This window comes from Natrinema salinisoli (assembly GCF_020405205.1).
Lineage (GTDB): Archaea > Halobacteriota > Halobacteria > Halobacteriales > Natrialbaceae > Natrinema > Natrinema salinisoli.
This window is the reverse complement of record NZ_CP084469.1, coordinates 2,216,377-2,231,851: the sequence shown is the minus strand read 5'-3', so window position 1 is coordinate 2,231,851 and position 15,475 is coordinate 2,216,377. Positions and strand designations below refer to the sequence as shown.

Below are 15,475 nucleotides of genomic sequence, written 5' to 3'. Positions count from 1 at the left end.
TACCGACCATCACGACGCGGGTGATCGCCCGTGAGTACCGAGCTCGACATCGTCTCGCCGTCGTGGCTCGAGGCCCACTGCGACGCGGAGTCCGTGGTCGTCGTCGACGTCCGCGAGGAACGCGACTACGAAGAACTGGGACACCTTCCGGGTGCGGTCAACGTCCCGGCCGATCGGTTTCGGGATCCGAGCAGCGTCGCCGACGGCAAACTTCCGACCGCCGACGACTTCGCGGCCCTCCTGTCCGCGGCCGGCATCGAGCGCGACGACACCGTGGTCGCCTACGGCGATGACGGCGGCGCGCTCGCGGCTCGGTTTCTGCTGACCGCCCTCGTCTACGGCCACGAGGGCCGCCTCTCGCTGCTCGATGGCGGCCTCGAGGCGTGGCGCGACGGCGAGGACGGATCGCTCAGCACGGACCGTCCGTCTCCCGATCCGACTCCCTATGAAGCGAAGCTACGAGCGGACGCCCCGATCGCCGACCGCGAGACGGTCGAAGCCGCCGTCGAGGGCGACGCCGTCGTGGTCGACACCCGTACCGCCGCCGAGTACGAGCAGTCGCGGGTTCCGGGTGCCGTCCACCTCGACTGGGAGGACCTGCTCGAGGAGGGCCGACTCAGAGACGAAGCGACGCTCGAGGAACTGCTCGCCGAGCGCGGGCTCACGCCCGACGAACGGATCGTCCTCTACTGCAACACGGCGCGACGGCTCAGTCACACGTTCGTCACCCTCCGACACCTGGGTTACGAGGACGTCTCGTTCTACGAGGGGAGCCTGACCGACTGGGTGCGCGCCGAAGCGCCCGAGTGGGACCCCGTCGAATTGCAGGCGCAGGTCCGCCACTACGCGGACAACGGCGGCTTCGAGGCGATGGTCGACGACCTGGGGGAGGACGTGCTCGGTCGGCTGAAGCTGATCGGGCTCTACCACCAGAAGCAGCGGGGATACTTCATGCTACGGACCCGCGCTCCCGGCGGTATCCTCACTGCCGAACAGGCTCGTACCATCGGCGAGGTGGCCGACGACTTCGCCCGCGCTCCGGAGGCGTACGGCGGACCCGACCAGAACCCCGTCTTCGGCGACGGCTACCTCGACGTGACGACGCGCCAGGACGTCCAGATGCACTGGATCGAAATCGAGGACATCGCCGAAATCTGGGACCGCTACGACGCGGTCGGGCTCTCGACGATGCAGGCCTGCGGGAACTCGGTGCGCAACGTGGTGGGCTGCCCGGCCGCCGGACTGGATCCCGACGAAACCGTCGATATCCAACCCGTCGTCGAACGGGTGAGTCAGCGATTCCTCGGCGATCGACACTACGCGAACCTCCCCCGGAAGTTCAAGGTCAGCGTGACGGGCTGTCACGAGGACTGCGCCCGCTCGGGCATCCAGGATCTCGGACTGACGCCCGCCCGGAAAGACGGCCGCGAGGGGTTCGTCGCGCGAGTCGGTGGCGGGCTCTCCGACGGTCCCCGCGTCGCGAGCGACATCGATCTGTTCGTCGAACCCGATCAGGTCGACGACCTCGTTGCCGCGATGGCCGACCTGTTCGTGGACCACGGCAGCTACCTCGACACCGCGGTCAACCGCCTGCGCTTCCTCGTCGCCGAGTTCGGCCCCGAGGGGTTCCGCGAGGAACTCGAGTCCTACGCCGACTTCGCGTTCGTCGAACCCGACGAGACCCTGACGATGGACTACCGGGGCGACCACGTCGGCGTCCACGAGCAAGCCGACGGCCGCTCGTACGTGGGTCTGAACGTCCCGACGGGCCGAATGGGCGGTGACGAGTTCGCCGCCCTCGCCGGCCTGAGCGACGACTTCGGCGACGGCGAACTGCGCCTGACGCCGAACCAGAACGTCCTCGTGCCGCATCTGACCGACGACGGCCTCGAAGCGATTCTCGAGGACCCGCTCCTCGAGCGGTACAGCCCCGATCCGGGGCCGTTCACGCGCGGGATCGTCACCTGCACGGGGCGGGAGTTCTGTAACTACGGGATCATCGAGACGAAGAACCGGGCGATCAGGTGGGCCCGCGAGTTGGACGACTGGGCCGAGGCGGCCGGGATCGCCGACGATCACGAGGCGATCCGGATCCACATGTCGGGCTGTTCGGCGTCCTGTGCGCAACCGCAGCTGGGCGATTTCGGCCTGCGGGGGGAGGTCTACCGCGACGATTACGACGCCGGGCGCGCGGCCGACCTCGGTCTGGGCGGCGACCTCGGGAACGACGAGTTCATCGACTGGCTCGTCGGGAAGATCCCGATCGACGACGTCCCTGGGGTCGTCAAAGCGACGATGCGCGCCTACGACGCCGACAGCGAGCCCGGCGAGTCGTTCACCGAGTGGACTCGCCGCACGTCGAACGCGGATCTCCGGGAGATCGTCACGGACCGGCCGGCGCGCGACCCGCCCGCGATCGGCACGGAGGTGAGCTGAATGAGCGGTACACACAAGCCGGGCGTCCCTCAGCAGGGCGTCAAGGGCGTCGGTAACGATCCGCGCGAGCAGGACCGCGACGTCGCCGAAGCCCCCGGCAAGATCTGGTTCCGCGATCTGGACGAGGCCGTCATCGAGGCCGACCGCTGTATCCAGTGTGCCTCCTGTGTCGCCGCCTGTCCCTCCGACTCGATCGGCATCGACGAGGACGAGGGGCGACCCACCCTCGTCAAGATGTGTACCGGTTGCTCGCGCTGCTGGGACTTCTGTCCCCGCAGCGGGCTTCGATACGAGCGTCACCTCGAGCTCGCGCGGGAGGAACGCGGGCTCGAGGAGCCGGCCACCTACGCCGCGCGGGCGGACGAGGAAGCCGCGGCTACCGGTCAGGACGGCGGCGTCGTGACCGCGCTTCTCGCGGAACTGATCGAGGCCGGCGAGCTGGACGGGGCGATCGTCGCCCGAGAGCGCGAGGACGAACCGCTCCGCGGCGAGGCGTTCCTGGCGACCTCCCGCGAGGACCTGCTCGCGGCCGGCGGCAGCATCTACAATCAGACGATGGGGCTGGGCCAGATCGAGACGCTGCTCGCGGAGGGCGATATCGAGTCCGACGATCCGGACCTCGCGCTGGTCGGTACTCCGTGTATGATCCAGGGAGCCACCGCGCTCGACCGCTACGACCACGAGCCGGCCGACCCCATCGCGCTCACGCTCGCCCTGATGTGTACCCGTAGCTTCGAGCACAGCCGCCTGCTCTCGCGCCTCGAGTCGTTCGACGTCGATCCCGCGGCCGTCGAGACGCTCGACATCAGCGAAGGACGGCTCCGTGCGGTCGACGACACCGGCGAGACGCTCCTCGAGGCGGACGTCGACACGTTCGACGCGGCGGGACTGCGCGGCTGCGACGAGTGCGCGGACTTCGTCGGCGACGCGGCCGACATCAGCGTCGGCAACGTCGGCAGCGAGGACGGGTATACGACCGCGATCGTCCGCACTGAGACCGGCGACGCCGCGTGGACGCAGGCCGCGACCGAGCTCGAGACGACGGCGATCGATCGCCCGGCGGCCCTCGAGAAGCTGGCTGACTGGAACCGCCGACACGCGGAATCGATCCTCCCGCGGAAGTTCGACCCCGAGGAGCCCGTTGGGATCTCGTACGAGGAGCACCGCGAGGCGTACGACGGGACGGATCGCGAGCCAGAACCGCTGAACCCGGCCCGCGTCCACCAGTACGAGGAGTGGTGTTGAGGGACCGGCGGAGGCCTGTCGTACCGCTCCCGTCGGCGGTCCGCTGATCGGTGCGCCACCCGTGTGAAGAATTTTCATCCGGCGGGAATTCTCGCCCCCTGTTATGCTGCGTGTCATCGTACGGACCGATATGACGGACTTTCGTGCAACGGTCGTCGTCGACGAACCGGGGGACTGTCCGGTGGCCGACGTCTCCGCGCGTGCCGACGAACCGGTCGACTCCGTCTCTCGGTCGTCGCAGACGACGGCGGACGGAACGGTCGTCGAGGAGTTCGGCGTCTCCGCCGACGCCTCGATCGAGGGGGAGTACGACGTCGAGTTGACGCCGGTCCAGTCCAACGACCGGGAGTCGATCTACCGATTCGAACGCGATGGCACGGCCGACTGCGCCTGCGAAATCATCGAGCGAACGGGAACCCCGCTCTCGTCGGTCCGTGCCCAGAACGGCTCGCTGCTCCTCTCCTTTCGCACGCTCGAGCTGGCCGAAATCGCCGAGATCGTCGACGAACTGCGCGCGTACTTCGACGGCGTCATCGTCGAGGAACTCTCACAGGATCACGAGGATAGCTCGGCCGATCCGGTCGTCGTCGACAGGGACGAACTCACGAGCAGACAACGGGAGATCCTCGAGACGGCCCACGAGATGGGCTACTTCGACTATCCCAAGGGTGCGAACGCGACGGACGTCGCCGACGAACTCGGCGTCGCCAGGTCGACGTTCACCGAACATCTGGCGGCCGCCCAGACGAAGCTGATGGACGCGATTCTCGAAGACGACCGACGCCAGTAGCGAGCCGCGCCGTCGCGACGACACCGGACCGAACGAGCCCCTTCGAATCGCACTCTCCTCGAGCCGTGCCAGTAGCCCTTTGACGGCCGGCGTTCTTTACAGGCCATGGACGTCATTCACACGGCCCTGTGGGTATCGGACCTCGAGCGGACGCGCGAGTTCTACATCGACGCGCTCGGACTGGACGAAAACTGGTCGTTCACCGCCGACGACGGCGTCGAAAACGTGTACATCGGCGGGGAACACGGCGAGTTCCAGTTCAAGTACGACCCCGAGGGCGGGCCGGAAATCGATTCGGGATCGATGGCTCACGTCGCGGTCGGCGTCGACAGTACCGACGAGACCTTCGAGCGGCTGGTCGAACGGGAGGATCCGGCGGTCCACACCGAGCCGACGACGATGGCCGACCTCGGGGTTCGCGTCGCGTTCGTCGAGGATCCGGACGGCTACGTCGTCGAACTGGTCGAAGAACTCGAGTAACGCACCGAAGACGCGGCGGGAGTTACCGCTGCGATCGTTACGTTTCGGTTTCGGCTGCGGCGGGGTCTGCGACGGTCGGCTGCGTCCGAACGACCTGGATCAGGAGGCCGGCCGCGATCGTCACGACGGCGGCCAGGAAGAGCCAGGAGCCGCGGTAGCCGACCGTATCGGCGAGGTAGCCGAACGTCGGCGGGGCGACGAGTGCGCCGCTGGTGAGCGCGAGCTGGCCGCCTGCGGTGGCACCGCCCATCTCGTCGGCCCGGACGAGCGTCGCCATGACGGAGTAGTAGACGCCGGTGTAGCCGAGGACGAAGAAGCCGAGGGCCGAGAACGCGATCGCGGCACCGAGTTCGGTGGTCGTCGAGGCGACGACGACGAACATGACGGCGCTGCCCAGCGACTGCGCGACGAGCAGTAACCCGATTCTGACGCGGGGTTCGCCGGGCAGGACGTCGCTCAGCCAGCCGGTCAGTACGCGGCCGACGCTGCCGAACAGTTGGACGAGCGCGAGGACGACGCCGGCGAACCCGACGGACGCCCCGATCGACTCCTCGACGTACAGCACGGTGTACCCGGTCGTCGTGAACAGGGCTGCGCCGAGAAAAAGTCCGGCGGTCGCCAACACGACGTACGGCCGGTTCGAGAGCAGCGCTCGGAAATCGGGGTAGTCGGCGGCGTCACCGTCGCTGTCGCTCGCATAGAGCAGGTAGAAGCCAATGGCGACGGTGATACCGACGCCGGCGGCGACGAGAAAACCGGCCTGCCAGAAGAGGAGCCCCGCGAGGCCGGTGACCAGGAGCGCGCTGATACCGCTTCCGCCGGTCACCCCGACCTGCTTGATCCCCATCGCGAAGTTCTGGCGGCCCGGGTCGATGGCATCGAAGACCGCCTTGTTCGTCCCGGGGATCGCAGTTCCGTACATGGACCCCAGGACGAACACTGCTGCGAGCAACAGCGCGTACGTCGGCGCTCCCGCGACGAGGAGCGTCCCCGTCGCGAGGCCGACGAGACCGAGCGTCAGCGTCAGTCGTTCGCCGAATCGGTCGGTCAACGCCCCGAACGGTAGCAGAAAGAGCGCGTAGCCGAGGGTGAGCGTGGTGACCACGAGTCCGACCGAAAACCGGGAGAGTCCGAACGCGTCGCGAAAGAACGGCGTCGCGGCGAAGACCGCGTAATAACAGATGCTCGCGGAGATCTGCCACGTCGTGACGAGCGACACCGTTCGCCAGTAGGACCGATCCATCACCCGGTCGCTCTTGGCGAAGTGGTTCAAAAAGAGTGGCGGCGGACGGCGCGAGTGCGGCCAGCACGGAGTCCGCCGCACCGTTTTCCTCGCCGGCGTTTTCTCGGGTTTCAATACGAGGCGCTCGCAGCGTCCGTTCGGTCTTCCAACCGGATACCGTATCCGAGTGAATCTCAACGAAAAACGATTACAGTAACTGGCCCGGGTATCGACTGACTATGTGTTCGTTTGAACGGCAAAATACCACCCGTACGTGTTCGAGATAGCGGCAAAACAAACACATCTAATGTGCCGACCGGCGGCACCGGCCAAACGATAATACTTTTCCATTGGCGTCCGAAATCCACGACTATGTCTGACGACCTCAAGAAAGGGCTCGAGGGCGTGTTGGTTGCCGAATCGGAGCTCAGCTCGATCGACGGTGACGCCGGTCGACTGATCTACCGCGGCTACACGATCGAGGATCTGGCTCGCGGGGCGAGCTACGAGGAAGTGCTGTACCTGCTCTGGCACGGTCACCTCCCGACCGAGGACGAGCTCGAGCCGTTTACCGACGCGCTCATGGACGAGCGCGAGGTCGACGCCGACGTGCTCGAGACGATGGAGAAACTCGCCGACGCCGACGAGCGGCCGATGGCTGCCCTCCGGACTGCCGTCTCGATGTTCTCGGCCTACGAACCCGAAGACGACGCCGATCCCGAGGATCTCGACGCGACGCTCCGGAAGGGGCGTCGCATCACGGCCAAGATCCCGACCGCGCTCGCGGCCTTCGAGCGCTACCGACTCGGCGAGGAGCCGGTCGATCCCAACCCCGATCTCGGTCTCGCTGCCAACTTCCTCTACATGCTGACCGGCGAGGAGCCCGACGACATCGCCGCCGAAACCTTCGATCAGGCCCTGATCCTGCACGCCGACCACGGGCTGAACGCGTCGACGTTCACCTCGATGGTCATCGGCTCGACGATGGCCGACATCTACAGCGCCGTGACCGGCGGCATCAGCGCCCTCTCGGGGCCGCTCCACGGCGGCGCGAATCAGGACGTCATGGAGGTCCTCATCGAGATCGACGAGAGCGGGCTGGACCACCGCGAGTGGGTCGAGCAGGCGACCGCCGAAGGCCGGCGCATCCCCGGCTTCGGCCACCGCGTCTACAACGTCAAAGACCCCCGCGCGGCGATCCTCCAGGAGCGCAGCAAGGAACTCGCCGAGAACGGCGAGGACAAGTGGTACAACTACACGACCACCATCGAACAGTTCCTCACCGAGGAGAAGGGCTTAGTCGAGAAGGGGATCGCCCCGAACGTCGACTTCTACTCCGGCTCGGTCTACTACCAGCTCGGCATCCCGATCGACATGTACACGCCCATCTTCGCCATGAGCCGCGTCGGCGGCTGGATCGCTCACGTCCTCGAGTACCAGGAGGACAACCGCCTGATCCGCCCGCGAGCCCGCTACACCGGCCCGCAGGATCAGGAGTTCGTCCCGCTGGAAGACCGGTAACTGCCCTCCATCCGCGTCCCTCGTCCGTTTTTTCGTCACTCGTCGGCAGAAGCCGTCCGCGACTCGAGCGACGGCGATCGAACCGCAGTGGGATGGAGCCTCGCGACGGTCAGTCGCCCTGGCCGCTCAGCTCTCGGACCAGCAGCGACACGCCGATCAGGGACGTCAGCAGGACCGCGAGGTTGAACGCGGCGCGGATGATCGGCTGGTACTTTGGATCGACCCAGAGGTCGATGGTCGCGCCGACGCTTCCGTAAAACTGGATCAGCGCGAAGACGGCCAGCAGCGAGCAGATACCGAGTCCGCCCCAGGCGAGATAGCGGCGAATCGTCTCGGAGCGGGGATCGATCCCAGCGGTGACGTTCGACCCGGTTGGTGTCGATGTCGTCTCCTCTTCCTCCTGCTGGTCCGGCTGGTCGGTCGTCCATCCGTCCTCGATGTCGGTCGTCGTCTCGGTCTCCGTCGGTGTCGATGTGGGTGTATCAGTCATTGGTACCTCCGTGCGAGCGCGAGTGTCGCGAGCAGTGCAGCGACGGCGACGCCGACGCCGAAGCCGGGTGTTCCGTCGGCGCTCGAGGCCCCGCTATCTTCGGAATCGTCACCTGCCGCGCCGTCGTCCGCCCGCCGATCCGAACCGCCCTCGAAGTCGCTCACCTCGAGTCCGCCGTCGCTGGCCGTTTCGTCGACGGACAGCGAACCCGGCCCGAGGTTGGCGACCGCGCGGTTCGTGCCGACGATGGTGCCGTCCCGCCAGAGCACCGCGTCCAGGTAGTAGTCGTACTCCTGGGGAACCTCGAGTTCGACCGTCGGCAACGCGGTCTTCCCGGGCTCGATCGCCGAGAGGTCGACGGTCGCGGTGTCGGCGACGACGTTCGAACCCGACTGGCGAGCGCTCACCTCGAGTTCGAGATCGGATTCGGTGTCGTCGCCCGTATTCGTGAGGTAGCTGTCGACCTCCAGCGTCGCCGTGTCGTCGGTCGTCGACGCGATGGAGTAGCCGATCGCCGGGACGTCGGCGAGACTCCCGCCGGCGCTGCCTCCGAAGCGGTGGAACTCGACGTCAGTATCGGCATAAGCGGGCGTCAGCGCATCGACGCCGTCGACGGAGCGGCTGGCCGACTCGGTCCGCGTTCCGTCCCGATAGACGAACGTCTCGATCTCGTAACTGCTCTCCCGGGGGATCGAGAGCCGATCCGAGACGACGACCTCGGCGTCGTCGTCCATCGTCTGGACCGCGCGTTTCGTGGTGTTCTCCACGAGGCCGGTCTTCGTGTCGGTCGCCCGGTGGACGACGGTCACGTTCTCGGCGGGGTCGCCGCGGTGCGCGAGGTGCGTATCGACGGCGAGTGTGGCGGTACCACCGGTAACCTCGTCGGCACTGATCGTGATCTCCGTCAGCGACACGTGACCGGTGGGCTCGACGTCGGCCGCCGTCTCGGAGTCGGCGGGGTCGGACACGGCCCCGGCGAGGGCGAGGGTCGTGACCGCACCGATCACGACCACGAGCGTCGCAACGGCCAGGAGGGACTCGCGGTTCATGAAAGATTCCTCTAATGTTCCCTATAAGTGCTTTGTGTAATTCGCGCGGAACGATCGGCCGACAGCGCGATCGAAGCACCACGAGCAAGGGGCCGGACGGAAAACGGGCTAGCGTGTTCGTCTTCGTCTACGGCACCCTGACTGAGCCGGAACGGGTCTCCTCCGTCCTCGAGACGACGCGATCGACCGCAGCGGACGCGTTCGTCGGTCCTGCGACGCTCGAGGGACTGCACCGGGTCGACGGTCGGTATCCGACGCTCGCGCCCGGCGGCAGCGTCGACGGGCGACTGCTCACGGTCGACGAGACGGCTCTCGCTCGACTCGATCGCTACGAGGGGGTCGATAGGGGGCTCTACGTCCGAATCGAGGTCCCGGCCGCGACCGAAATAACGGGTGAACCCTGCTGGATCTACGTCGGTGATCCGGACGAACTCGAGGTCGACGTGACGTGGCCGGGAGACGGTCAGCTTCGGGACCGCGTTCGGAGATTCGTTTCACAGGACGTTACTGTCGGACAAACGCTCGAATGACGCCCGTCTTCCCTCCGTCAGACACCGGCGTCACCCCGTCGCAGTCTTGCGGTTTCACTTCCGCCGCGGGTGCATGAGATTTATATAGTCCCGGTACCCTTCTCCAGTTGCACGTCACACGCCGTGCATTCCCTGTATTCCCTGTCGTGCTGTCCAGGTTTGACAGCACATCGCTGTCGGGGTCGGGTGGGGCCAGCCGATGGCCCTTCCCAGTCTCCGACAGTAATCCTTACACTGTCCGGTGAGTAGACGGCAATATGCTCGAACTCGCCGATATTCTCGAGGCGCGCGAGCGGGTCCGGGAGACGTCCCGACACACGCCGCTCGAGCACTCGCACACCTATTCGTCGATGACCGGTGCCGATATTCGCCTGAAACTGGAGAACTTCCAGCGGACGGGCGCGTTCAAGATCCGGGGCGCGACGAACAGGATCGCGACGCTCTCGGAGGCCCAGAAGGACGCGGGCGTCGTCACCGCGAGCGCGGGCAACCACGCCCAGGGCGTCGCGCTCGCGGCCACCCGGTCCGGCGTCGACTCGAAGATCGTCATGCCCGAACACGCGCCGATCTCGAAGGTCAAGGCGACCAAGAGCTACGGCGCGGAGGTCGTCCTCTCCGGGCGGGACTACAACGAGGCCGCCGAGCGCGCCCACGAGATCGAACGCGAGGAAGGCCGCACCTACGTCCACGCGTTCGACGACGAATATATTATGGCCGGACAGGGCACGATCGGCCTCGAGATCCTCGACGACTGTCCCGACGTGGAAACCGTCGTCGTCCCGATCGGCGGCGGCGGCCTCATCAGTGGCATCGCGACCGCTATCAAGGAGCAGAAACCCGAGGCGCGCGTCATCGGCGTCCAGGCCGAGGGAGCCTCGAGTGCCGCGGCGTCCCTCGAAAAGGGCGAACGGGTCTCCCTCGACGGCGTCGATACCATCGCGGACGGCATCGCGACCCGCAGCGTCGGCGAGCAGACCTTCCCCTACATTCAGGAGTACGTCGACGAAGTCGTCACCGTCTCCGACCCCGAAATCGCCGTCGCTCTGGTCTACCTGCTCGAGCGCTCGAAGACCCTCGTCGAGGGCGCGGGTGCAGTCGCGCTCGCCGCCGTCCTCTTCGAGCACTTCGACTACGAGGAGGACGAGGTCATCGTCCCGGCGCTCTGCGGCGGTAACATCGACCTCAACACGCTCACCAACGTCATCGTCCGCGGCCTCGTCGAGACCGGCCGGTACCTGAAGATCAGGACCGTGCTGAAGGATCGACCGGGCGCGCTCGAGGACCTGCTGGACATCTTCACCGCTCACCGCGCGAACATCTACGCGATTCACCACGACCGGACCTCCCGCGAGGTCGAGATGAGCGACACCGAAGTCGAGATCGAACTCGAGATGCGCGGCCCGGACCACGTCGACGCCTTCCTCTCGGATCTCCGCGAAGCGGGGTACGAGGTCGACGTGCTCGCCTGATCTCGGGTACGTCGGGAAGCGTGAGTAGGAGGTTACAGCCGGTTGCTCCGCGATGCGACCACGTCGAGGCCCGGACTGTAGTAGTACACCGGGTCCGCGTCCGGTCGGTCGAACCCGTGTGCCGACCACAGGGTGTTCGTCTCGATTTCCGCGGCGGCCGGATACAGTGTCCAGGGGTCGTGATCGACGTCCGTGTACCGAATCGATCCGTCCTGTGCCTCCGTGTAAAACCGATAGCGCTCGACGAGGAAGTTCCCGAACGGATCTTCGGGTGCCGAGAACGGCTCGCCGGTCGGCCAGTACGTCGCCTCGTAGTGAGCCGGCCGCGAACCCGGATGGCGACGGCGACTCCTGAACCTGACCCGTCCGTCCTCCCACGCCAGCGAGATGCGCGCGTAGTAGTAGGGCAGGTGGTGGAAAACCCGTGCGCCGAGCACGCTCGCGATACCCTGTGCGTCGAGGCTGAAGAAGTAGACGCTGGGGACCCCGTCGCGAGTGACGTACGTTCTGACGTTGAGCTCGGGGAGCCGGATACCGAGCGATTCGGGGAGTCTCTTCGGTCGAACGGCGACGTTGGTGAACGGAACGATCGAGAGCCACGCCGAGCCGTCGTACTCGTCGGGCTCCAGCCCCTCGGGAAGGTGGGCGTCCATCACGGCCGGATCAACCGGCCAGTTCTCGAACAACAGCTGCCGCCACCCCATCTCGAGCGGAAGGACCATACGAACACGTAGGATTGCGTCCGAATATCTGTTTGGACCCGGCCGCTTTTCGAATCGCGAATACGCAGAGGGGCAGAGCTGGCGTCGATCTCGTTCGGAACGCCGTGTGGCTGATCGGGACGCGATCGTCACTCGGTACGATCGCGTTCCGCAGGTAACGTAAACGAAAACGTCGCTCCGTCTTCGAGGTCGGATTCGACCCAGATCTCGCCGCCGTGGCGTTCGACGATGCGCTTACACAGCGCGAGACCGATCCCCGTCCCGGCGTGTTCCTCCTGGCTGTGGAGGCGCTGGAACATCTCGAATACCTGATCCGCGTCCGCCGGGTCGATCCCGATCCCCTCGTCGCTGACCGAGACGACCCACTCCTCCCCCTCGAGCGTCGCGGAAATCCGCACTCGAGGCGCCCCTTCGCCGCTGTACTCGATGGCGTTGTCCAGCAGGTTCTGAAAGACGTGCCGGAGTTGGCCGGCATCGCCCGTGACGGTCGGCAGCGATTCGCTGGTGATGTCGGCGTCGGCGGTCTCGATCCGCAAACCGAGATCCGTCAGGACGTCGTCCAGCACGGCTTCGAGATCGACCGCCTCGTCCGGGTCGTCCTGGGTTTCGATCCGCGAGTACTCGAGCAGGCCGTCGATCATCTCCCGCATCCGTTCGGCCCCGTCGACGGCGAACTCGACGAACTCCGCGGCGTCCTCGTCGAAGTCGTCGCCGTAGTTGTGCTCGAGCAGTTGCAGGTAGCTCGTGACCATGCGCAACGGCTCCTGCAGGTCGTGGGAAACCGCGTACGCGAACTGCTCGAGCCGCTCGTTGGACCGTTCCAGCCGACGCTGGTACTCGTGTCGGTCGGTGATATCGAAATGTGCGACGGCGACGTACCGTCGGTCGCCGGCGGTAAACGGTGCCGCTCGCATGAGGAACCACCGTCGCTCGTCGGGGGAGTGACACGGATATTCGAGCTCGAACAGGTCCCGTTCGCCCGCGATGATCTCGGACAACCCGACGGCGGCGGCCCGTCCGGGTTCGGTTTCTGCTTGCTCGGTGATCTCGAGGTAGTTGGTGCCGATGAAATCCGGTCGAGGTTCGACGGCGTTCGCTTCGCCGAACTGCTGCCACGCCTGGTTCGTGTGCAGGATCGTCCCCTCCTCGTCGAGGATCGCGAAGTTGATCGGGAGCGTATCGACCGCTGCGGGGACGAACGCCTCAGGATCCGGGGAGTCCATGACACCTCCATGCTGACGGGGGTGTTTTCGACGGGACGAATTCCAGCAGGCCGTCGGGACTCGTTCGGACGCGACGGTCGGACATGGTGGATATCATGGATTTGATTCTGTGATCGGCCGCTGACCGTCCCACGACACGTCTCTCCTTCCCTCGGCAGACGGGAGACAGACTGTGCAAAACCGCTCGGATACCGGTTCGGGCTGAACGCGTATAAGCAGTACATTCACCCAGATCGTTACACGAAAAGGCGCGAATGATGGTTATTCCGTGACTCGCTCGCCGTTCTCGTCGATTCCGAGTTCGCAATCGTCACAGAGCCACCAGCCGACGATCGGATCGCGGAGCGGGAGCACTGCACCGCAGTCGGGACAGCGCTTCGGTTCATCGGCTCGAGGACCGGTCATCAGTTCCCCGTCCCCAGCCCGCGGTCCTCGTGGTCGGTCGTGAGCAGTACCGGATCCACCGCACAGCCACAGGGGTAGGCGGTGCCCCTGTGCGGGCTGCTGGCGGTCACGATGCTGACGGGCTCGCCGCAGGTGGGACAGTCCGGCTGGGACGACGGGCGGTCCTCGAGCGGGTCGGACTCGTCAGCCATCGTGATCGCGCCTCAAGCCAGTGCTCGGCATCGGGATTAGTCGCGTCTGGCGATTCGGCTGTCGTGCGGGACGTTTATATCCCGGTAGAATGTACGGAATCATGCTTCCGGAAACCCGTGTGTTGGGTTTGGAAGCCAGTCTCGGGTGTCATCAGCACCCGGGGCGTTTACGCACGCCCCCTATCGGAGACGTGGCCTCCGGATTAATCGTCACCTCGTTATCACTTATAACTATTGTTTTCGGTGGTGGATTTATTCCGCTGGCTCCAGGGAAATCCGGTGCAGGTCCGTGTTTGAAATCTGCTCGATGGGCTTGGTGAACAGGAGAAGTCTGATGGATCGATCTGATTGAGACGAATATTCTGCTCACACTGGCTGCAAGGAATCGCCACGCCCTCCCCAACCGATTCGCTCACGCCTACCGGCGTTCGCTCATCCCTCGCGCAGGTTCGTTCTGCGGTTCGCCGTTGGCGAACCGCGACACAGCGCGCGCCACCGCACGCCGATTAATCGGTCTAGAAAGAGACGTAGTCCGTAAACCGTCGTCGAACCGTTCGGGGAGATCGAACGCGAACGGACGGCCTTCGAGGAGGCTGCGGATCTTGATACGACCGAAAGCTTCCGGAGGTGAAGATTCGGACAGGCAGTACTACTTCGTCAACTTTCGAGCCCGGAATCGGACCCGGTTTCGAGGTCGAACCCACCACCGATCCCACCGGCACCGGACTCGAGCACCACGGTCTCCCCAGCGGTCATCGAGTCGCCCGTTTCGACCGCGATATCCTCGAGATCCACAGCGGGCGGGAAGAGCAGGTCGACGCGGCTGCCGAAGGCGATGTGGCCGATGCGCTCGCCGCGCTCGAGGTCGTCGCCGCGTTCGGCGTAGGGGTGGATGCGGCGGGCGAACGCGCCGGCGATCAGCGTGACTTCGGCGTCGGAGTCCGGTTCGTCGGGGTGGGCGGTCGGGCCGTCCTCCGCGGTCAGCTCGTCGCGGTCCGCGGTTGGTTCGTCACCGTCCGCGATCGGTTCCTCGCTGTCGTCCGCACTCGTCACCGCCTCGTCGTCGGCGGACGGCAGGTTCGGCGACTCGGTCTCGAGGCGGACGTGGACGCGCTCGTTCCGATCGGACTCCTTCGAGAAGGCGGGGCGATTCGCGCCGGAGACGTGCTCGACGTCGGTGACGCGACCCTCGAAGGGCGCGCGGACGACGTGGACGTGCCAGACGTTCATGAAGACGCCCAGCCGGACGCGGTCGCCCTCCTCCCGGAGGACGGAGACGGTCCCGTCGGCCGGCGAGACGACGCCGGTCGGCGGCGGGGTGCGCTCGGGGTCGCGGAAGAAGGCGAGGGTTCCGACGCCGGCCGCGAGCGCGATGAGGCTCGCTGTGACGCTGATGATCAGTGCGAACGGGGCTGCGAGCAACGGAATGACGGCGTACTTCCAGGCCCCCGGCGCGAAGTTCATAGGGGCAGTAACGAGAGCGAATCGTATGGCCGTTACGGATCACTTGCGGTGAGCGAACGGCGTTCCGACAGTATGAGTCTCGGTGAGTAACAGAGGTCACCGTCCCCGTGGGGCGTCGTGAACCGCCTCGGGGTCAAGCCCCGAGGCACTCGGCCTGCTCCGCCTGTAGATCGGGATCGCTGTCCACGGCGGGCCCCAATGACCCCGGCTCCGCGCTGTGGACCTCGCTCATCGGGAA

General features: G+C 66.1%; 15 protein-coding genes. 7 read left to right on the top strand and 8 right to left on the bottom strand.

Translation table 11 applies throughout. The features are described 5' to 3' along the window. Positions 1–48 precede the first annotated feature (48 nt). From LDB05_RS11065 to LDB05_RS11050, 4 genes are all read left to right on the top strand, one after another. The gene (locus LDB05_RS11065; RefSeq protein WP_226007900.1) at positions 49–2,436 is read left to right on the top strand and encodes a rhodanese-like domain-containing protein; all 2,388 of its coding nucleotides are present in this window, start codon (positions 49–51) and stop codon (positions 2,434–2,436) included. Then, positions 2,437–3,681, top strand: coding sequence for a Coenzyme F420 hydrogenase/dehydrogenase, beta subunit C-terminal domain (locus LDB05_RS11060; protein WP_226004047.1), 1,245 nt, complete (start codon positions 2,437–2,439; stop codon positions 3,679–3,681). A 130-nt stretch (positions 3,682–3,811) separates the two neighbouring features. Then, the gene (locus LDB05_RS11055) at positions 3,812–4,471 is read left to right on the top strand and encodes a helix-turn-helix domain-containing protein (RefSeq protein WP_226004046.1); all 660 of its coding nucleotides are present in this window, start codon (positions 3,812–3,814) and stop codon (positions 4,469–4,471) included. Between the two features lie 105 nt (positions 4,472–4,576). Continuing rightward, on the top strand, positions 4,577–4,951 hold the full coding sequence (locus LDB05_RS11050; RefSeq protein WP_226004045.1) for a VOC family protein: 375 nt from the start codon (positions 4,577–4,579) through the stop codon (positions 4,949–4,951). Positions 4,952–4,988: 37 nt separating this feature from the next. Here the strand turns inward: LDB05_RS11050 and LDB05_RS11045 are convergent, their stop codons facing one another. Further along, on the bottom strand, positions 4,989–6,194 hold the full coding sequence (locus tag LDB05_RS11045; RefSeq protein ID WP_226004044.1) for an MFS transporter: 1,206 nt from the start codon (positions 6,192–6,194) through the stop codon (positions 4,989–4,991). A 351-nt stretch (positions 6,195–6,545) separates the two neighbouring features. Here LDB05_RS11045 and citZ point away from each other — a divergent pair, with 351 nt between their 5' ends. After that, complete coding sequence (gene citZ / locus LDB05_RS11040) at positions 6,546–7,694, top strand: citrate synthase (protein WP_226004043.1); 1,149 nt, start codon at positions 6,546–6,548, stop codon at positions 7,692–7,694. A gap of 109 nt (positions 7,695–7,803) precedes the next feature. Here the strand turns inward: citZ and LDB05_RS11035 are convergent, their stop codons facing one another. Next, the gene (locus LDB05_RS11035; RefSeq protein WP_226004042.1) at positions 7,804–8,184 is read right to left on the bottom strand and encodes a DUF8060 family membrane protein; all 381 of its coding nucleotides are present in this window, start codon (positions 8,182–8,184) and stop codon (positions 7,804–7,806) included. Next, positions 8,181–9,233, bottom strand: coding sequence for a DUF7490 domain-containing protein (locus LDB05_RS11030; protein WP_226004041.1), 1,053 nt, complete (start codon positions 9,231–9,233; stop codon positions 8,181–8,183). Before LDB05_RS11030 ends, LDB05_RS11035 begins: the two co-directional genes overlap by 4 nt. Before the next feature lie 113 nt (positions 9,234–9,346). On the opposite strand from LDB05_RS11030, the gene LDB05_RS11025 reads away from it, so the two are divergent. Together LDB05_RS11025 and ilvA are read left to right on the top strand one after the other, a co-directional pair. Then, the gene (locus LDB05_RS11025; RefSeq protein WP_226007899.1) at positions 9,347–9,763 is read left to right on the top strand and encodes a gamma-glutamylcyclotransferase family protein; all 417 of its coding nucleotides are present in this window, start codon (positions 9,347–9,349) and stop codon (positions 9,761–9,763) included. Between the two features lie 257 nt (positions 9,764–10,020). Continuing rightward, positions 10,021–11,232: a threonine ammonia-lyase gene (ilvA, locus tag LDB05_RS11020; protein ID WP_226004040.1), complete on the top strand. Its 1,212-nt coding sequence runs from the start codon at positions 10,021–10,023 to the stop codon at positions 11,230–11,232. Positions 11,233–11,264: 32 nt separating this feature from the next. On the opposite strand, the gene LDB05_RS11015 is transcribed toward ilvA, so the two are convergent. From LDB05_RS11015 to LDB05_RS10995, 5 genes are all read right to left on the bottom strand, one after another. Then, the gene (locus LDB05_RS11015) at positions 11,265–11,954 is read right to left on the bottom strand and encodes a YqjF family protein (protein WP_226004039.1); all 690 of its coding nucleotides are present in this window, start codon (positions 11,952–11,954) and stop codon (positions 11,265–11,267) included. A 128-nt stretch (positions 11,955–12,082) separates the two neighbouring features. After that, a complete protein-coding gene (locus LDB05_RS11010) occupies positions 12,083–13,177 on the bottom strand; it encodes a PAS domain-containing sensor histidine kinase (RefSeq protein ID WP_226004038.1) in 1,095 nt (364 codons plus the stop codon). Positions 13,178–13,438: 261 nt separating this feature from the next. Further along, complete coding sequence (locus tag LDB05_RS11005; protein ID WP_226004037.1) at positions 13,439–13,582, bottom strand: hypothetical protein; 144 nt, start codon at positions 13,580–13,582, stop codon at positions 13,439–13,441. Continuing rightward, entirely contained in the window at positions 13,582–13,773 is a 192-nt protein-coding gene (locus tag LDB05_RS11000; RefSeq protein ID WP_226004036.1) for a hypothetical protein, read from the bottom strand. The genes LDB05_RS11005 and LDB05_RS11000 overlap by 1 nt, the downstream gene beginning before the upstream one ends. Positions 13,774–14,430: 657 nt before the next feature. After that, complete coding sequence (locus tag LDB05_RS10995) at positions 14,431–15,237, bottom strand: protein sorting system archaetidylserine decarboxylase (RefSeq protein ID WP_226004035.1); 807 nt, start codon at positions 15,235–15,237, stop codon at positions 14,431–14,433. Between the last annotated feature and the right edge of the window lie 238 nt (positions 15,238–15,475).